Source organism: Nostoc sp. (assembly GCF_036917615.1).
Lineage (GTDB): Bacteria > Cyanobacteriota > Cyanobacteriia > Cyanobacteriales > Nostocaceae > Nostoc.
In genome coordinates this window covers 300,131-315,299 of the sequence record NZ_JBALCZ010000091.1, presented here as the reverse complement: position 1 = coordinate 315,299, position 15,169 = coordinate 300,131, and the positions used below count along the sequence as shown (strand labels likewise).

Annotated in this window: 17 protein-coding genes and 2 pseudogenes; 12 read left to right on the top strand and 7 right to left on the bottom strand. The window is 44.8% G+C overall.

Annotation, left to right across the window (positions count from 1 at the left end; genetic code table 11):
• Positions 1–73: 73 nt before the first annotated feature.
• From V7K85_RS34260 to V7K85_RS34240, 5 genes are all read right to left on the bottom strand, one after another.
• The gene (locus tag V7K85_RS34260; RefSeq protein WP_334820822.1) at positions 74–607 is read right to left on the bottom strand and encodes a TniQ family protein; all 534 of its coding nucleotides are present in this window, start codon (positions 605–607) and stop codon (positions 74–76) included.
• A complete protein-coding gene (locus V7K85_RS34255; protein ID WP_334820820.1) occupies positions 607–1,437 on the bottom strand; it encodes a TniB family NTP-binding protein in 831 nt (276 codons plus the stop codon). The genes V7K85_RS34260 and V7K85_RS34255 overlap by 1 nt, the downstream gene beginning before the upstream one ends.
• 3 nt (positions 1,438–1,440) lie before the next feature.
• Positions 1,441–1,677 carry a hypothetical protein gene (locus tag V7K85_RS34250; RefSeq protein ID WP_334820818.1) on the bottom strand — a complete coding sequence of 79 codons (237 nt, stop codon included), beginning with the start codon at positions 1,675–1,677 and terminating at the stop codon, positions 1,441–1,443.
• 75 nt (positions 1,678–1,752) lie between these two features.
• Positions 1,753–2,565 (bottom strand): transposase family protein, encoded by an 813-nt coding sequence (locus V7K85_RS34245; RefSeq protein WP_334820816.1) that lies wholly within the window; start codon positions 2,563–2,565, stop codon positions 1,753–1,755.
• 21 nt (positions 2,566–2,586) lie between these two features.
• Positions 2,587–3,195, bottom strand: coding sequence for a helix-turn-helix domain-containing protein (locus V7K85_RS34240; RefSeq protein ID WP_334820814.1), 609 nt, complete (start codon positions 3,193–3,195; stop codon positions 2,587–2,589).
• A 424-nt stretch (positions 3,196–3,619) separates the two neighbouring features.
• Between V7K85_RS34240 and V7K85_RS34235 the strand changes: the two genes are divergently transcribed.
• From V7K85_RS34235 to V7K85_RS34190, 10 genes and pseudogenes are all read left to right on the top strand, one after another.
• Positions 3,620–3,745, top strand: a complete 126-nt coding sequence (locus V7K85_RS34235) for a hypothetical protein (RefSeq protein WP_334820812.1) — start codon at positions 3,620–3,622, stop codon at positions 3,743–3,745.
• A gap of 339 nt (positions 3,746–4,084) precedes the next feature.
• Positions 4,085–5,899, top strand: a complete 1,815-nt coding sequence (locus V7K85_RS34230; RefSeq protein ID WP_334820811.1) for a histidine kinase dimerization/phospho-acceptor domain-containing protein — start codon at positions 4,085–4,087, stop codon at positions 5,897–5,899.
• 84 nt (positions 5,900–5,983) lie between these two features.
• Positions 5,984–6,166 (top strand): annotated as a pseudogene (locus tag V7K85_RS34225) (ATP-binding protein); the annotation flags it as partial.
• A 9-nt stretch (positions 6,167–6,175) separates the two neighbouring features.
• Positions 6,176–6,871 (top strand): response regulator, encoded by a 696-nt coding sequence (locus tag V7K85_RS34220; RefSeq protein ID WP_334820853.1) that lies wholly within the window; start codon positions 6,176–6,178, stop codon positions 6,869–6,871.
• Between the two features lie 90 nt (positions 6,872–6,961).
• Positions 6,962–7,531 carry a response regulator gene (locus tag V7K85_RS34215; RefSeq protein ID WP_334820809.1) on the top strand — a complete coding sequence of 190 codons (570 nt, stop codon included), beginning with the start codon at positions 6,962–6,964 and terminating at the stop codon, positions 7,529–7,531.
• 57 nt (positions 7,532–7,588) lie between these two features.
• Positions 7,589–8,293: a sensor histidine kinase gene (locus tag V7K85_RS34210; RefSeq protein ID WP_334820807.1), complete on the top strand. Its 705-nt coding sequence runs from the start codon at positions 7,589–7,591 to the stop codon at positions 8,291–8,293.
• A gap of 373 nt (positions 8,294–8,666) precedes the next feature.
• Positions 8,667–8,837, top strand: coding sequence for a hypothetical protein (locus tag V7K85_RS34205; protein ID WP_334820805.1), 171 nt, complete (start codon positions 8,667–8,669; stop codon positions 8,835–8,837).
• A 71-nt stretch (positions 8,838–8,908) separates the two neighbouring features.
• Positions 8,909–10,255: an LLM class flavin-dependent oxidoreductase gene (locus tag V7K85_RS34200; RefSeq protein WP_334820803.1), complete on the top strand. Its 1,347-nt coding sequence runs from the start codon at positions 8,909–8,911 to the stop codon at positions 10,253–10,255.
• Positions 10,256–10,299: 44 nt separating this feature from the next.
• Positions 10,300–10,434 carry a hypothetical protein gene (locus V7K85_RS34195; protein WP_334820801.1) on the top strand — a complete coding sequence of 45 codons (135 nt, stop codon included), beginning with the start codon at positions 10,300–10,302 and terminating at the stop codon, positions 10,432–10,434.
• Between the two features lie 104 nt (positions 10,435–10,538).
• Positions 10,539–11,630: an acyl-CoA dehydrogenase gene (locus V7K85_RS34190; RefSeq protein ID WP_334820799.1), complete on the top strand. Its 1,092-nt coding sequence runs from the start codon at positions 10,539–10,541 to the stop codon at positions 11,628–11,630.
• Between the two features lie 107 nt (positions 11,631–11,737).
• Here the strand turns inward: V7K85_RS34190 and V7K85_RS34185 are convergent, their stop codons facing one another.
• Entirely contained in the window at positions 11,738–12,124 is a 387-nt protein-coding gene (locus tag V7K85_RS34185) for a transposase family protein (RefSeq protein ID WP_442940644.1), read from the bottom strand.
• A gap of 171 nt (positions 12,125–12,295) precedes the next feature.
• Between V7K85_RS34185 and V7K85_RS34180 the strand changes: the two are divergent.
• A pseudogene (locus tag V7K85_RS34180) lies at positions 12,296–12,784 on the top strand (DUF4114 domain-containing protein); the annotation flags it as partial.
• A 186-nt stretch (positions 12,785–12,970) separates the two neighbouring features.
• Here the strand turns inward: V7K85_RS34180 and V7K85_RS36755 are convergent.
• Positions 12,971–13,249 carry a hypothetical protein gene (locus V7K85_RS36755; RefSeq protein WP_442940643.1) on the bottom strand — a complete coding sequence of 93 codons (279 nt, stop codon included), beginning with the start codon at positions 13,247–13,249 and terminating at the stop codon, positions 12,971–12,973.
• A gap of 649 nt (positions 13,250–13,898) precedes the next feature.
• On the opposite strand from V7K85_RS36755, the gene V7K85_RS34170 reads away from it, so the two are divergent.
• Positions 13,899–15,095 carry an acyl-CoA dehydrogenase family protein gene (locus V7K85_RS34170; RefSeq protein WP_334820797.1) on the top strand — a complete coding sequence of 399 codons (1,197 nt, stop codon included), beginning with the start codon at positions 13,899–13,901 and terminating at the stop codon, positions 15,093–15,095.
• Positions 15,096–15,169: the final 74 nt, after the last annotated feature.

Genomic DNA, 15,169 nt, shown 5'->3' with positions numbered 1-15,169 from the left:
GACAATAACATAACTGCTCTCGGTTTAGCCTATAACCTGAGTAAAGCGAGACTTAATTCTCTTTAGATTTTCTTTACGAATCAGCTCTTAAGCTTCTCAAGTTAATAACAGGCTTCTGATACGCTGCCATTTCCGCAAATGGTCTTCGACACCTATGACAGCACCCATCCTCCCACAGCGCAGGCATTTTGAGAGGAGCTTCACAATTTGGACACTTCGCTAAAAGCTTAAATTGATGGCGATCGCACTTCCATACCGACTTATACTGCCACTCAATTTGGTGACAAGGCGCTTCAGCATAACAAGCCCCAGACAAGCGAATTGGCTCATGCTGCATTCCCACTCCAGCAGGTGGTAACATCTGGGCTAACCTTTGGGCATCCACTTCTACCACAGATGCGATCGCTTCCAATTCCTGTTGACTGGGGCGAGGGTTAAAATGAAATCTTTCCCACCGTGCCACTACAGCACCAATTCCTGCTAGATTACCCAACCCAGCAGGAGATAAATGGTTAGCACGTCTAAACCGACCGAGAAAATGACTCAGGCTTTCTCCTGGATAGGGTTCTATAATAAAAAGCCAAGGCTTAACATCTGGTGCTTTCATTATTTATACTCTTTCGCCACTTCTTGTAAAACAGCCTTATCAATCTTCTTAAATCCCTTAGATAAAGAACGAATTGCCGCTTCCCTAAGAATCTCATCCAGCCGACCAATGTAACCTTCAGTTGCCGATGTGAGAATCCGCAGCATATCCTTGCTATTTAAATTAGAAGAAATAGGCAACTTCAAAACCCTATCTTCCCAGGCTTGCACAGTATCTTGGAAATCTTTTCCTGATAACTTGCCGAAGCGATGACAAGCCCGAAAGCGGTTATAAACTTGTTCATCCCGCTTGATCACTGCCTCCAAGCGGTCAGTTCCCACTAAGACTATCGCAATTCCTAGTTTGTCATAAATATCTCGCACCTCAGCAAACGTCTCAGGTTTAAGGCGGTCAGCTTCATCAATAATCAGCATTTCTACCCCACATCCCTTGAGTACCTCCATCGCCCTCCCACGAAAATCAGAAACAGTCCCTTTTGTCGCCCGAAACTTGAGGTACTCAATCATCTCTTTGAATAAATCCTTAGAGCCGCATTTTTGCGGAGGCTGAATATAAACTACAGGCACAATCGGAGGTCTTCCAACTTCCTGTTGTGGCTTTTGCCTGTATCTATAGGCATCACAGGCAACCGTCTTGCCAGTCCGTGATTCTCCAACTACTCGACAAGATTGCCGTGCTTTACGCTTGCCATCCAACCAATCATGGAGAGTTTTTACCTGCTGTAACGGCACAATGCTTTTACCCTTGAGACGAGCAATTTCAGCTTGCAACCACTGATCATCTGGTTTTACCCCACCCAACTGCTTGGCGATCGCTTGAGCTTCTGTCATTGTTTAAAACCCGTATTCTTCACGAAGTTGTTCATAGTCCCACACCTCAACGTCTTCGTATTGAGAGTGAACCGTTTCTGTCGATTCCACTTCATCTGGTTCAACTACTTGGGAAGGCAAGGATTCTGTTTTACTTTCATCAACCGCAGCAGAACGCAAAACAGCCTGTTCCAATTTTTGACGCTCTTTACGACTTTTCTTGGTAGCTACAAGAGCATCACAGTCAACAACTTCTTGCAATAATGATTGGTTACTGATAGTTTTCCCTGCGGTACGGAGTCTGCGACTTGCTGCCTCAGCCTCATCTAATGCCAGTTAATCTGTCTCCAAACCTTGAGCGTGAGCGCGAGTCAGAAATACTTCCTGATTGTTTTCTTGGCGATAAACCAAAATTGTTGTAATGTCTCTGGGGTCAAACCTTAAGTTGACAGTTTCCCCTGCATAACCTGCCAGATATTCTCCTCGATACATCAAGTTCTGGAACTGCAAGCAACCACCTCTTTGCACAGTGCGCCGTGACTGCTTCATTAAACAAATATCCAAATCTCGTTCTGGTATTGGTATTGGTACTGTGGACAATCCTGCTTCCCAACGCTCAAAGCGAGTTTGATCGCCCATCCGCGCATCAATACTTTGGTTGTAGCGGTCAACAATATAGCGTACAAGTAGCTGTTCTAGTTCTGTCAAAGTGAGCCTTGCGTCCTTTTCCGCATCTTCTGGGCGTTCCTGCACATTAGATCCGGTGTATCCAGGAAGTGTTGAAAATAGTTGGTCATTCAATGTTTTGAAAGGACGTTCTACTACTCCACCTTCAGAAGGGCGATCGCGTAAATGACAGACAAACCCTAACTGCGCCCCAATCTGACTTAAATGGTTAGAGCGAAAGTCTTTACCGCCATCAGTATAAAAGTGTTCTGGTTTCCCATAAGTTCCCCACTCGCAATGCAGTTTGTACTCGGAACCATATCGCTTTGGCAAAATCGCCTGACGTAACGCTAACGCTACTAATTGAGAACTAGGAGCATCAAATCCCAAATTGATACCCATAATGCAACGAGAGTAAGTATCGATTACTGTTGTCAGCCAGGGACGACTTAGCAATTCACCATGTTGATCTACCAGGAACACATCCACGCGGGTATGATCGCATTACCAAACATGGTTACTGTAATCAACGGATAAATCTTTTCCTTCACGAGTTTTAACTGAAAGTGTTGTCCCTCTCCATCCAGGGCTACGAATACTCTTAGTTTTTTCTTGTTTTTCCAAAGTCGGCGCTAATACCCGTAACACGGTTCTGTAATTGGGCGGCTTAGAGTCCTCCAACTCATGGGCTTTAGCCTGGACTCTGAGAGCAACTTGTTTAGGGGTCATACGTTTACTACCCTTGTTACCCTCGTTGTAGGTCTTGGTAATGAATTTTTCCCAAAACTCACCAATGCGATGTTTTCCTTTATCATCCCTACCTGTTTGAGTGAGTCCTACTAAACCATCGTGTTCCCAGTTTTTCACCAACCTTTGTACCGTTCGCAACGATACACCTAGTTTCTCTGCTGCTTCCCGCAACTTTTGTCCATAAGTTGTGCGATCGCAGGGTTCCAGTAAACTTTGGATTACCTCTAGCTTGAGTTGGGCTGACTCTGAGAGTTGTGTGACAATTACATTCTTCTCAAGAGTTGTACCACTTTCTCCTAGTAAACCTTCCATAGGAATTGCCGAGGTATGAACAGCTAAATTAGGGTTTTGCTGACTGTTCATAATACATAACTTTTTTATAAAAACATATTGTTATTCTAATTTAATAGAAAGCGACAGTCAATTTGTCATTATGAAAATACACAAAAGCTTTTTTCTCTCTGATGAAGCGACAGCTAATTTGTCACTATTATAGAAGTTGAAATATAGTTTAGTTGCTATAGCAATCTCGAATCATTCGGGAGAAAACACGTAAGCAAAATTTAGCTTAATTTTTAACTGTATACAGGACTTCTGTCTGATTTCTGAACAAGATTTCTTTGAGCAGTATCCAGGGCGCGATCGCCATGTCAATACTGGTAGTTTTTCTAAGGTATAAAAATATAGTTGCTGCTTTGTAATAATAATCACTCTCTCTTAATAAAATTAGGAGATAGTGGATCCCAGCGAAGATGTCGGCAAAACCTACACTGGGTCGAGATAGCTAATGGTAGAGCAACTGATTGGAAAACGGATTCAAATTCCAGGACAGTTTACTGGTGCTGTAACTGTTGAGCGGTTTGATATTAGTGCCAGCGTAGGCACAGCCCGTCGTAGACATCGCCGTCTGTAACATCTGCACTGTAAGACTCACGCTTAACCTATCCGTTGCTTTATGCTGGCTTAATAATAGCGATCGCTGCAAAGCCAGAGCGATTAGATTGGTACTAATAACTACTCTTGATTTAGCCTATAACCTGAGTAAAGCCAGATTCAGTTCTCTTTAGATTTTATTTACGAATCAGCTTTTAGCTTATACGATTCCTGTGAGTTTCCTGCTTAGTCTGGGTACTCTGAAGGAAGGATTTGCCAAAGTTTCATCTGAGAGTAGGGAATGAAGAGTTGGGGGATTTTCTAATTATCGCCCTGCAACTGCAACTACAAATAAAAAGTGTTGATTGGAGTTTGTTTTATGTCCCTTGCTAATCATATACCTCACAGTCAGCGGCGATGCCTACGGCGGGCTGCGCCAACGCTCCGCACTATTTTAGTGATTCCATTTGTGCTGCAAATCTTTGCTGCTGTGGGATTAGTCGGTTATCTGTCATTCTGCAACAGTCAGCAGGCGGTGAATCATCTAGCTCATCAGTTGATTCGAGAAGCCAGCTTACGAGTTGATCAACACTTAGATACCTACTTAGCAACTTCTTATCAAATTGCCCGGAGCAATGCTGAACTAGTCGAATCAGGGTTACTTAATCGGCAAGATTTAGATCTAGTTGGCTATCAGTTTTGGCAGAAAGTGGAATTGTATCCAGGAATCAGCTACATGCACTTTACCCAAACCAATAGCAATTATTTAGGAGTTGGACGATGGTTGCCGGGTGAAGGGATCACAATCGATGAAGTTTCCCCTCGAACAAAGAGAAAAAACATTGTCTATAAAATGGATAGCCAAGGAAACCGAACTCAAAAAATTGGTAATTATGACTTTAATCCCTTGACTTATGCTCCATTCGTCCGAACCTCACAATTGCGTAAACCCAATTGGTCGCCTGTGAAAGTTTTGCAAGAAATTGATGGATACGTTGCTCTTGTATTTGGTCATCCAGTTTACGATCGCAACCAAAACTTCATCGGCATGATGGCAGCCGATCTCACACTGTCTCAGATCGGTGACTTCCTTCAAGATTTGAAAGTCAGTCCCTCTGGAAAAATTTTCATTATTGAGCGGGATGGAATGTTAATTGCTCACTCAGTAAAACAGCCGATTCTCAAAGGGACTGGTAAAAAGAAGCAACGCCTTAATATTTTAGAAGATCCCGATCCGCTGATTCAAACAACTGCCCAATATTTGCAGCGTAGATTTGGCAGCTTTGAGCAAATCAAGAATGCACAAGAACTTGATTTTCAAGTAGGTGGCGATTCTTCTATGCTTGCACAAAATGAACGCGAATTTGTACAAGTGACTCCGTGGCGCGATCAATTTGGTCTGGATTGGTTGGTAGTCGTGACGATTCCCGAATCAGACTTTATGAAACAAATCAATGCCAACACCCGTACCACAATTATACTGAGTTTAGCTGCTTTGTTGATTGCCACAGTGTTTGGAATTCTTACAGCTCGTTGGGTGACTCAACCCATACTGCGCCTCAATCAAGCCGCCAAAGACATCGCCAAAGGAAATTGGAATCAAACGGTTGAACTCAATCGCACAGATGAACTAGGAGAGTTAGCCATGTCCTTTAACGAGATGGCAGGACAACTCAAAGAATCATTCGAGACACTGGAACAGCGGGTTAGCGATCGCACAGCCGCACTAGCCCAATCCAATCAACAGCTAGAACACGCTAAAGAGAAAGCAGAAGTAGCAAATCAGGCAAAAAGTTCTTTCATTGCCAACATGAGTCACGAACTCCGTACCCCCCTCAACGCCATTTTGGGGTTCGCTCAACTAATGACTCGCAGCAAAACTCTGTCTACCGAACACCGAGAAAATATCAGTATCGTCACTCGCAGTGGCGAACATCTATTAACGCTAATCAACAACATCCTGGATTTGTCCAAAATTGAAGCAGGCAAAATTACACTCAATCTCAAGTGTTTTGATTTCTATCGCTTGTTCAGTGATTTAGAAGATATGTTTCGCCTCAAAGCCGAAGATAAAAGATTACAAATGTTGTTTGAAGATTTACCAGATGTGCCGCGCTATGTGCAAACTGATGAAGTGAAATTGCGCCAAGTGTTAATTAACCTGATTAGTAATGCAATTAAATTTACTGATTAGGGTGGTGTATCGCTGAGAGTCAAGGCGATAGCTTCCTCTGAGGCATCATCCACCCACACCCTATATTTTTAAGTAGAAGACTCTGGCGCGGGCATTGCTGCTGATGAACAGGGTAAGTTATTTGAAGCCTTTGCTCAAACCCAAACAGGCAAAAACGCCCAGGAAGGAACAGGGTTAGGATTACCGATCAGCCGCAAATTTGTACAGCTTATGGGTGGCGAGATGAATGTCAGTTCTCAAGTAGGATATGGCACGCTTGTTAAATTCAAGATTCAAGTGAGAGCTGTTGAGGCGGCTGAGGAAGAAACTGTGCGGTTCAAGCAACAGATTATTGGTCTGGAATCCAATCAACCCTGTTACCGCATCTTAGTTGTGGATGATAAAGATATCAATCGCCAGATTCTAGTGAAGTTGCTCAGTCCCTTGGGCTTTGAAGTCAAGGAAGCCCAAAATGGTCAAGAAGCGATCAATATTTGGCAACAATGGCAACCCCACTTGATTTGGATGGATATGCGAATGCCAGTGCTGAATGGCATTGAAGCTACACAATACATCAAAACCCAAGCCAACAGTAATAGCCCAAAAATTATCGCCTTGACTGCTAGCACTTTGGAAGAAGAACGCGCCGCAATTTTGGCAGTCGGTTGCGATGATTTTATGCGAAAGCCGTTTCGAGACTACGAAATTTTCGACGCGATGGCAAAACATATTGGTGCGCTATACGTTTATGAGGAAACTCCAAATCAACCACAAGCGCATTTGCCAACGGCTAAATTGCAATCATCCGATCTGGGTAGCATGGGGAGCGAATGGCAGAGTGAATTTCACTCTGCTGCTACCGCTGGACGGGATCAATATTTGATGGAACTGATCCAAAAAATTCCCGATCAAAACTCGGCGACAGTACAAGCGCTCAAACATTTGGTCGATAACTTTGAGTTTGACACACTGATTGAACTTACCAGATTTTAGATTTTAAATTTTGGATAATGCGATTGAAAGGTTCAAAATCTCAAATCCAAAATTGAGTCACTAAAACTATTTATTAATCATCTTTCATATATGAAAATTCCATCCAAAACCGAAATCCTTGTAGTCGATGATCTGCCAGACAATCTCCGCTTAGTGTCTAATCTGTTAGTAGAGCAGGGTTACATAGTACGTAAAGCTACAAATGGTACTATGGCGTTGCGATCGGCTCAGGCAGCACCTCCAGATTTGATTCTATTAGATATCAATATGCCTGATATTGATGGCTATGAAGTATGTCGCCAACTCAAAACCTTCGATAACACTCGTGCTATACCTGTGATTTTTCTCAGTGCCCTTGATGATGCGCTCGACAAGGTAAAAGCATTTCAGGTAGGGGGCTTAGACTACATTACCAAACCGTTCCAGGTTGAGGAAATGTTGATTCGGATTCAAACCCAATTGACAGTACAACGCTTCACTCAAACTCTAGAACAACAAGTTGAACAACGAACCACTGAACTTTCCCAAGCCTTGCATCATCTCAAGGAAACCCAACTCCAGTTGGTGCAGCACGAGAAGATGTCTGCTTTGGGCAATCTTGTGGCTGGTATTGCTCACGAGATCAACAACCCTGTTGGCTTTATTGCTGGGAATTTGTAGCCTGCAACTGATTACGTTAACGATTTGTTTAGGTTAATTGACTTGTATCAAAGCAAAATGCCCGATCCTGAACCAGACATTGCAGAGGAAATTGCCGCCATTGACTTGCAATATCTGCGAGAAGATTTGCCTAAGTTAATTCATTCAATGGAACTCGGAGTTCAACGCATCCGCCACATCAGCACGAGCTTACGTACCTTTTCCAGAGCCGATCAAGACTATAAAGTGTCCTTTAACATTCATGAGGGTATCGACAGCACAATTCTGATTCTGAAACACCGTTTGAAAGCCAGTGATGACCATCTAGAGATCGAAATTGTCAAGGACTACGCTAATTTATCTGAAATCGAATGCTTTCCAGGACAACTTAATCAAGTGTTCATCAACATTCTGGCAAATGCGATCGATGCTTTAGAAGACTCCAATATAGGACGGAGTTTCACAGATATTCAACTGAACCCAAACCGGATTACAGTGAAAACTGAACTGTCAAATGATAGTCAATTCGTCCGCATCTGCATTCAAGACAACGGCATCGGCATGAGAGATGATGTCAAACAGAAGATTTTTGAGCATTTGTTTACCACAAAAGCCGTTGGTAAGGGAACAGGACTAGGATTAGCGATCGCCCATCAAATTGTCGTCGAAAAACATCATGGAGCGATCGCCGTCAATTCCACTTTAGGTGAGGGTACTGAGTTTGTGATTATGCTCCCAGTGAAACCCGCAACCTCTACCAATTTGTGTTTGTCCAGAGATTGAAAATAGTCTCGGCTCAGTGATATCGGCTCTCTGAAGAGTCAACAGACAGTTTCTGGACAGTGTTCACTATGGCAATTGCAGCAGATTTTTAAAATACTTATTATTGATTAATTTACAGTAGATTAATGTAATAATAGTAATTGAAACACAGATAAGATACAAGCTCTTTGTCAATAAACTATATATTTTGCTGAATACATTCGCTAATTGACGAAGGTTTAACAGCGAATAAAACGGAGCAAATATGAGTGAAACAGGTGAAATGTGTGAAGTTTGATGCTCAAATCTTTCAGATTTCTCAATTTTTGCTATTCCACCAGCTTTTTACTCAATCAAATTACCTCAGTTTTGCGATCGCCCAAAAAAGAGTGATGTGTTAGACGACATTGCGATTGCCGATAAAAAATATGCAACAGGCTTGGCAACTTTGCCTGAAAAAGCAAATGACCCCAACATTCAAAAACTAAATCAATTACTTCTCGATCCCAAGTTGAAGGATTTTATCAACGCCAACTACAAGGGTACTATCCTGCCTGTGTTCTAAACTTAGAAGATGATAATTCGTAATTCGTAATAGCCTATATATCTAATTCCAATTGATACGGAGGGTTGCTAATGAGCAGATCGAAGCAATTGAAACTGGGCGCGTTCATGCGTCCGGTAAGCATACATACTGGCGCTTGGCGCTATCCTGGAGCTTTACCTGACGCCAATTTCAACTTCCCGGCGTTGAAACGATTCATCCAGAAACTACAACAGGGCAAGTTTGACGCATTTTTCATGGCCGATCACTTAGCGGTGCTGAATATGCCGCTCAACGCGCTAAAGCGCAGCCACACTGTCACCTCCTTTGAGCCATTCACCCTGCTTTCTGCCCTCGCCAGCGTCACCGAACACATCGGGCTAGTAGCCACCGCTTCCACAACCTATGACGAGCCTTACCACATCGCTCGCCGCTTCGCATCTCTCGACCATATCAGTGGCGGCCGCGCCGGCTGGAACATCGTCACCACAGCTAATCCAGACGCAGCACTCAACTTTGGCTTGTCAGAGGAGGTAGAGCATGACGAACGCTACGTGCGGGCTAGGGAATTCTATGATGTTGTAACGGGTCTTTGGGATTCCTTTGCTGACGATGCGTTCATCCGGGACGTGGAATCAGGGATTTATTTCGATCCGGCAAAAATTCACGTTCTGGGTCATCAGGGAAAACATCTCTCGGTGCGGGGGCCATTGAATATCGCCAGACCTGTCCAGGGTTGGCCAGTGATCGTTCAGGCGGGTGCCTCCGAAGCCGGTCGTCAACTGGCCGCCGAAACCGCTGAGGTCGTGTTTGCACCTGCTGGGAATCTGGAGGCAGGCAAGATCCTCTTTGCTGACATTAAAGGTCGCGCACGGGCGATCGGACGTGACCCAGAAAGCATCAAAATTCTTCCAGGTGTCTTGGTAATCGTGGGCGAAACTGTCCGAGAGGCGATCGCCAAGCGGAAACATTTGGATAGCCTGGTGCATTATGAGAGCGGGATCGCCAGCCTGAATAGCGCACTTGGCTATGACGTTTCGGACTTCGATCCGGACGGGCCCTTGCCTGAAATCCCGCATACTAACGCCGGCCAGAGTTCGCGAGAACGAGTGATAGCGCTGGCGCAACGTGAGAACCTGACCATTGGACAGCTGGCTCAACGCATTGGCAGTTACGGGGGCCTTGCGTTTGTCGGCACTCCCCAAACCATTGCCGATGATATGGAGCAATGGCTGACTGAAGAAGGGTCTGACGGCTTCAACATCATGTTCCCTTTTGTTCCTGAAGGGCTAGACGATTTCGTGGACAAGGTTGTGCCAGAACTCCAACGACGTGGGATTTTCCGCCAAGAGTACGAGGGTAAGACGCTGCGCGAAAATCTGGGGCTTGCCCGCCCCGCTAACCGATTCTTCCAGACCACAACCGCGTCTTTTAGCTAGATGCTGTCATTCCCAAAATACCAAAAATATTACAGAGAAAAACAATGACTCAAATTGAAGAAAAAGTTCTAGATTCCACTTTTGAGTTCTCGGCTCCTGTCACACCCAGCTCGCCCCAGTTGCAAACCCTTTTCGATTTTATAGCAGTGGACAAAGCCGTTAGGACAAGTTGGCGGTAGATGCTTTCAACAAGCGTACATTGTGAATTGATTTTTGTCCTAAGCTTCCTGTCCGTTGCTATATCGCTCTGGGGGCAACTGATCGCGATCAGTTGCCCTATGATGTGGTTGAACTGATCCGGCGTTCGCGCTTAGGTGCATTGCGAATACCCGTTGCCGAAGGTGGTGCTGGTAGTACTGCCCGCGAACTGTTCGAGGTCGCCATTCGTCTGGGGGATGCTGACGCGAACATTGCTCACATTGTGCGGAATCATTTCTCCGTCATAGAGCGGATTTTGCGTTCTGAGCGGACTGAGCGGAATCGCCGATGGCTCAAAGCTGCCGTCGATGGCGCAATTTTCGGTAGCGCCGCCACTGAGCTGGAACTGAAACGAGCCGATGGTGGCGGAGTCGTGAATACCAAATTAACACCCGATGGTGACGGCTATCGTCTGAACGGGACAAAGTATTATAGCACTGGTAGCCTTTATGCAGACTTTCTTTATGTGCGTCTGCTCACACCCGACGACACCACAGCGACAGGGATTATTCCCAGCAACCGCGAAGGAGTTGACCTTGTAGACGACTGGGACGGCTTCGGGCAACGGTTGACCGGCACAGGAACAACTACGTTTACCAATGTCCGCGTAGAAGCAGATGAAGTACTTCTGGAGACAGATACAGACAAAGATAACCTACCTTATAATATTTTCCCCCAATTGTTCCTGACCGCGGTGAACGCAGGCATTATTCGCAACGTTTTACGCGATGCAACAAACCTCGTCCACAAACGCCCCAGAACCTTTTACCATGCCGTAGCCGAGCAAGCAGCAGATGACCCACTTATACAGCAAACCGTCGGTCAAATTGCCGCCAACGCCTTTGCCGCTGAAGCGATCGTTTTAGCTGCCGCCGATGGTCTTGATCGCCTTGCTGTTGCCAAAGCCCAAGGTGAGGAATCGGAATTGGCGGCAGCACTGGCAGCTTCTCTGAGTGCAGCCAAAGCCAAATTAATTGTCGATGACCTGGCGCTAAGATCAGCCACCCTGCTGTTTGAAGTTGGTGGGGCTTCCACAACCAAAAAAAGCTCCAACTATGATCGTCATTGGCGCAACGCCCGCACCTTAGCATCCCATAATCCCGGTCACTTCAAGGCTCGTGCCATTGGGGACTACCAAATCAATGGTACACCACTGCCGAAGCGAGGATTTTTCTAGGGACAGAAGAGGTAGCAAAAGCGCGATCGCATCTATAGTTGTATACCAATGCTCCCTACCCTTACCATGAGCGGTACAGATGATTTGACCATTGGCTTGGTCTACCACTACTTGTGACTTGAGTGTATGCTGTTTTTTCTTCCCACTGTAGAACTTTTTTTGTTTTTTTTAGGACGTTCAATTGGGGTTTCTGTCACATCAACTATTACTACTTGTAACTGATAATCGGAATTGAAGAGTCTTTTCTTGCCAGGAACAGTGAATACTCTAGATTTAACCAGTGTCTCTTCTATTTTTCGGATAATTCGGTATGCCGTAGACTCGTTTACTCCCCAAGATTGCCCAATATGAAAGTAAGTTCGGTATTCTCCGGAGGCGGAGCGTCTCCGGCTCCGCTCCAATATTCCAATGTCATCAACAATTGGTCTTCCAAGCAGAGTTTTCCTGGCCGTCCGGTTTTTCGTTTTGCTAGGCTGTGCGGTAAGCGAAGCCATGCCGTTAGGCTTATCGCATTACCTCTAACATCTGCTTGAAAGTCTCCGGACGTACACCACACAAGCGTTTAAAATCTTCTGCTTTCAGGCTATTTACTTGTTCGTAGGTCATAGATACTACCCAATTCTCATCTACTTGTCCCACGTATCTGGCACTTTTGCAAGAGATCTATTGATTTGCGAGATGTCAAACAATCAGTCAAAGCTGAATTTAACGTTTACAGAGAGGCGTCTTACAACGATTACGTCGGCTTTTATCAGGTAACTGATCAAAATGGTGGGATTGATACTAATGGCGACGGCAAGGCTGATATTCTCACGGGACAGGCTGGTTATACTCAGGCTGCTGTGCGTGGTCAGGTTGCTGGTATTGATTTGAGTGTCAGTAACCAGGGTACTGCTAATGATAGTGGTACTTTCCAACCTGGTGCGATTTTGACTCTCTTTATTATTGTTAATGGTAGTCCTGATGCGCTTTTAGATAACAATTCTAATAATGATCCAGTGGTTTATTTCCCATTTTTGGGTGCTAATTCTGATCACTCGGATCACATTCGCCTGTTAGCAAGTAACACCTTTGGCTTTGAGGATTTGCCTGGTGGTAGCGACAAGGATTTCAATGATCTGATTATCAAAGCTAATTTGACAACCACAATTTAGTACTCAGACGATGTTTTAAAAGTCCAAAAGACGCCTTTTTCTAGTGGGGTTACTAGCCCTTCTGTTGCTTTGCCATTTCTGCAAACAGCATCATATATCTATGACAGCACCTATCCTCCCACAGCACAGGCATTTTGAAAGCTGCTTCACAGTTTGGACACTTCGCTAAAAGCTTGAGTTGATGGCTTACGCACTTCCATACTGACTTGTATTGCCATTCAATTCGATGGCAGGGATTTTCCTCTGTACAGTACATTCAAAAATTGAATGTACAAGTGGGATAGGTTCTAGCAAGATTGCGCCGACTCCAGCTATGCCCAAAATAGTTGCTTCCCAGCGACGATTATAATATAACGGACTAATTGCCAGCCTCAAAGAAGATATCAGCATTACTAGAGGATCGCCAAGAAAAGTGATACTAAGCATGATGCGATCAAGCAGTGGTGTATGCAGCTTCTGGATCAAAAGCAAAATGGCTTCGTCAAGATTATCACCCTACAAGTTGGATATTTTTTTAATTGGAAGTCTCTTAGCCCTATCTGTTTGAGTCCAAAAAGGGAACGTTTTCTTAACCAGCAGTAGATTCCACTTCATCTGGTTCAATTATTTGGCAAGGCAAGGATTCTCGTTAAGCTGTGGAGCGATCGCTAAATCCTCTGGTTGGCTTACTCTCTGAAAGCTGTTTGTGTCATACTCACAAAACTTATAAATTACTAAATTTCGAGCGACTTTAAGTAGTATACTTAAGGTTCACCAGAAGACCTGAGTTTGAGGTCAGAAACTGAGGAAGAAAATAAAGCATAATTTAGGCTACAAATAGTTGCGATCGCTTAACTCTGATGGAAGCATCTCAAGTTTGCAAGAACATCAAATCTTCTGAAGATGGAGTCTTGCCCATCTTCAGAAGATTTGAGTTTACCCTCGGCTGCAAAGTTATATCCTTCAAGGGTGGGGTAAAAATTCAGATGCATTCAAAGAGATGAAAAATTAGAGATTAAAAGAATTCTTTCCCATTACCCCTTATCCCCAGAGGGGGCCCCGAGTTCCCCAATCCCTTTTTATTGCAAAATATTTCTAATTTAGTAGTAGTAAAGTGAGTTTTGAAGGAGTATTTATGTCACAGTTGGAGCAAGTAGTGCCAGACACCTTTGTAGCCAAAAGCTTAGAAATCCCCAATATTTTCGACCGGGTTGAGGCTCTGGCCAAGGACTTTGCCACCCGTGCAGGGGTACACGATAAAGATGGTTCCTTTGCCTTCGAGAATTTTACAGCTTTGCATGAGGCAGGATTACTCAGTCTTACCATTCCCCGGGAATTAGGTGGTCAGGATTTGGGGCTACCAACTATCTGCCGAGTCATTGAAGGGATAGCGCGTGGTGATGCTTCGACCGCGTTAGTACTGACAATGCACTATCTTCAACATGCCCATGCGGGCCGTAGCCGTCGCTGGCATCCAGAAGTATATAAGCGGCTGTGTCGTGAATCGATTGAAGGCATTGCCCTGCTCAATGCGGCCCGTGTCGAACCTGAGTTAGGGACACCAGCTAGAGGTGGATTGCCTGCCACAATTGCCAAACGGACAACGGAGGGTTGGCGTTTAACAGGCCACAAGCAATACACCACGGGCAGTCCCATCCTCAGTTACTTTGTTGTTTGGGCCCGGACAACAGAGGATGAACCACAAGTTGGAAGTTTTCTGGTTCCGCGCGATCTGCCCGGTTTGCAAATTGTCGAAACCTGGGATCACTTGGGGATGAGAGCTACGGGCAGCCACGATCTCATTTTGGAGAATGTATTAATCCCCTCGGAGTATGCCTTGAATATCAGCCCCATATCTGCTGCACCATCCTTTGATCCGTTGATTTCGACTTGGGGCAGTTTGACAGTGAGTGCCTTATATCTCGGTGTTGCTACTAGTGCGCGAGACTGGCTTGCTAAGTATCTTTGGGAGCGATCGCCTTCTAATCTCAAAGAGCCACTGGCAACTCTGCCACGCTTCCAAACTGCTGTGGGTGAGATAGAAGCACTGCTGTTTGCTAACAATAGATTGATTTATAGCTTGGCTGAAGATATCGACAAAGACGAGTATCAGCCTAACGTAGGATTACAGGCACAAGCTGTTAAATATCTCACCACAACTAACTCGATTCGGGCTGTAGAGATTGCCTTAGAACTGACTGGTAATCCTGGTCTATTAAAAAGGAATCCTTTAGAGCGACACTACCGTGACGTTCTGTGCAGCCGTATCCATACACCGCAAAATGATGTTATTTGCCAATCATTAGGTAAGTCGGTGCTGAAAGTCAAGTGATTGGGGATCGGGGATTGGGGACTGAGTAAGAGTTTTACCAGTGCCCAATGCCCAAGGCTCGATATTTAGTACTT

Coding starts and splice junctions, on each gene's coding strand:
- V7K85_RS34240 (WP_334820814.1), bottom strand. CDS start 3,195: ATGAACAGTCAGCAAAACCCTAATTTAGCTGTTCATACCTCGGCAATT.
- V7K85_RS34255 (WP_334820820.1), bottom strand. CDS start 1,437: ATGACAGAAGCTCAAGCGATCGCCAAGCAGTTGGGTGGGGTAAAACCA.
- V7K85_RS34260 (WP_334820822.1), bottom strand. CDS start 607: ATGAAAGCACCAGATGTTAAGCCTTGGCTTTTTATTATAGAACCCTAT.
- V7K85_RS34170 (WP_334820797.1), top strand. CDS start 13,899: ATGTCACAGTTGGAGCAAGTAGTGCCAGACACCTTTGTAGCCAAAAGC.
- V7K85_RS34200 (WP_334820803.1), top strand. CDS start 8,909: ATGAGCAGATCGAAGCAATTGAAACTGGGCGCGTTCATGCGTCCGGTA.
- V7K85_RS34195 (WP_334820801.1), top strand. CDS start 10,300: ATGACTCAAATTGAAGAAAAAGTTCTAGATTCCACTTTTGAGTTCTCG.
- V7K85_RS34215 (WP_334820809.1), top strand. CDS start 6,962: ATGAAAATTCCATCCAAAACCGAAATCCTTGTAGTCGATGATCTGCCA.
- V7K85_RS34230 (WP_334820811.1), top strand. CDS start 4,085: ATGTCCCTTGCTAATCATATACCTCACAGTCAGCGGCGATGCCTACGG.
- V7K85_RS34235 (WP_334820812.1), top strand. CDS start 3,620: ATGGTAGAGCAACTGATTGGAAAACGGATTCAAATTCCAGGACAGTTT.
- V7K85_RS34210 (WP_334820807.1), top strand. CDS start 7,589: ATGCCCGATCCTGAACCAGACATTGCAGAGGAAATTGCCGCCATTGAC.
- V7K85_RS34185 (WP_442940644.1), bottom strand. CDS start 12,124: ATGGCTTCGCTTACCGCACAGCCTAGCAAAACGAAAAACCGGACGGCC.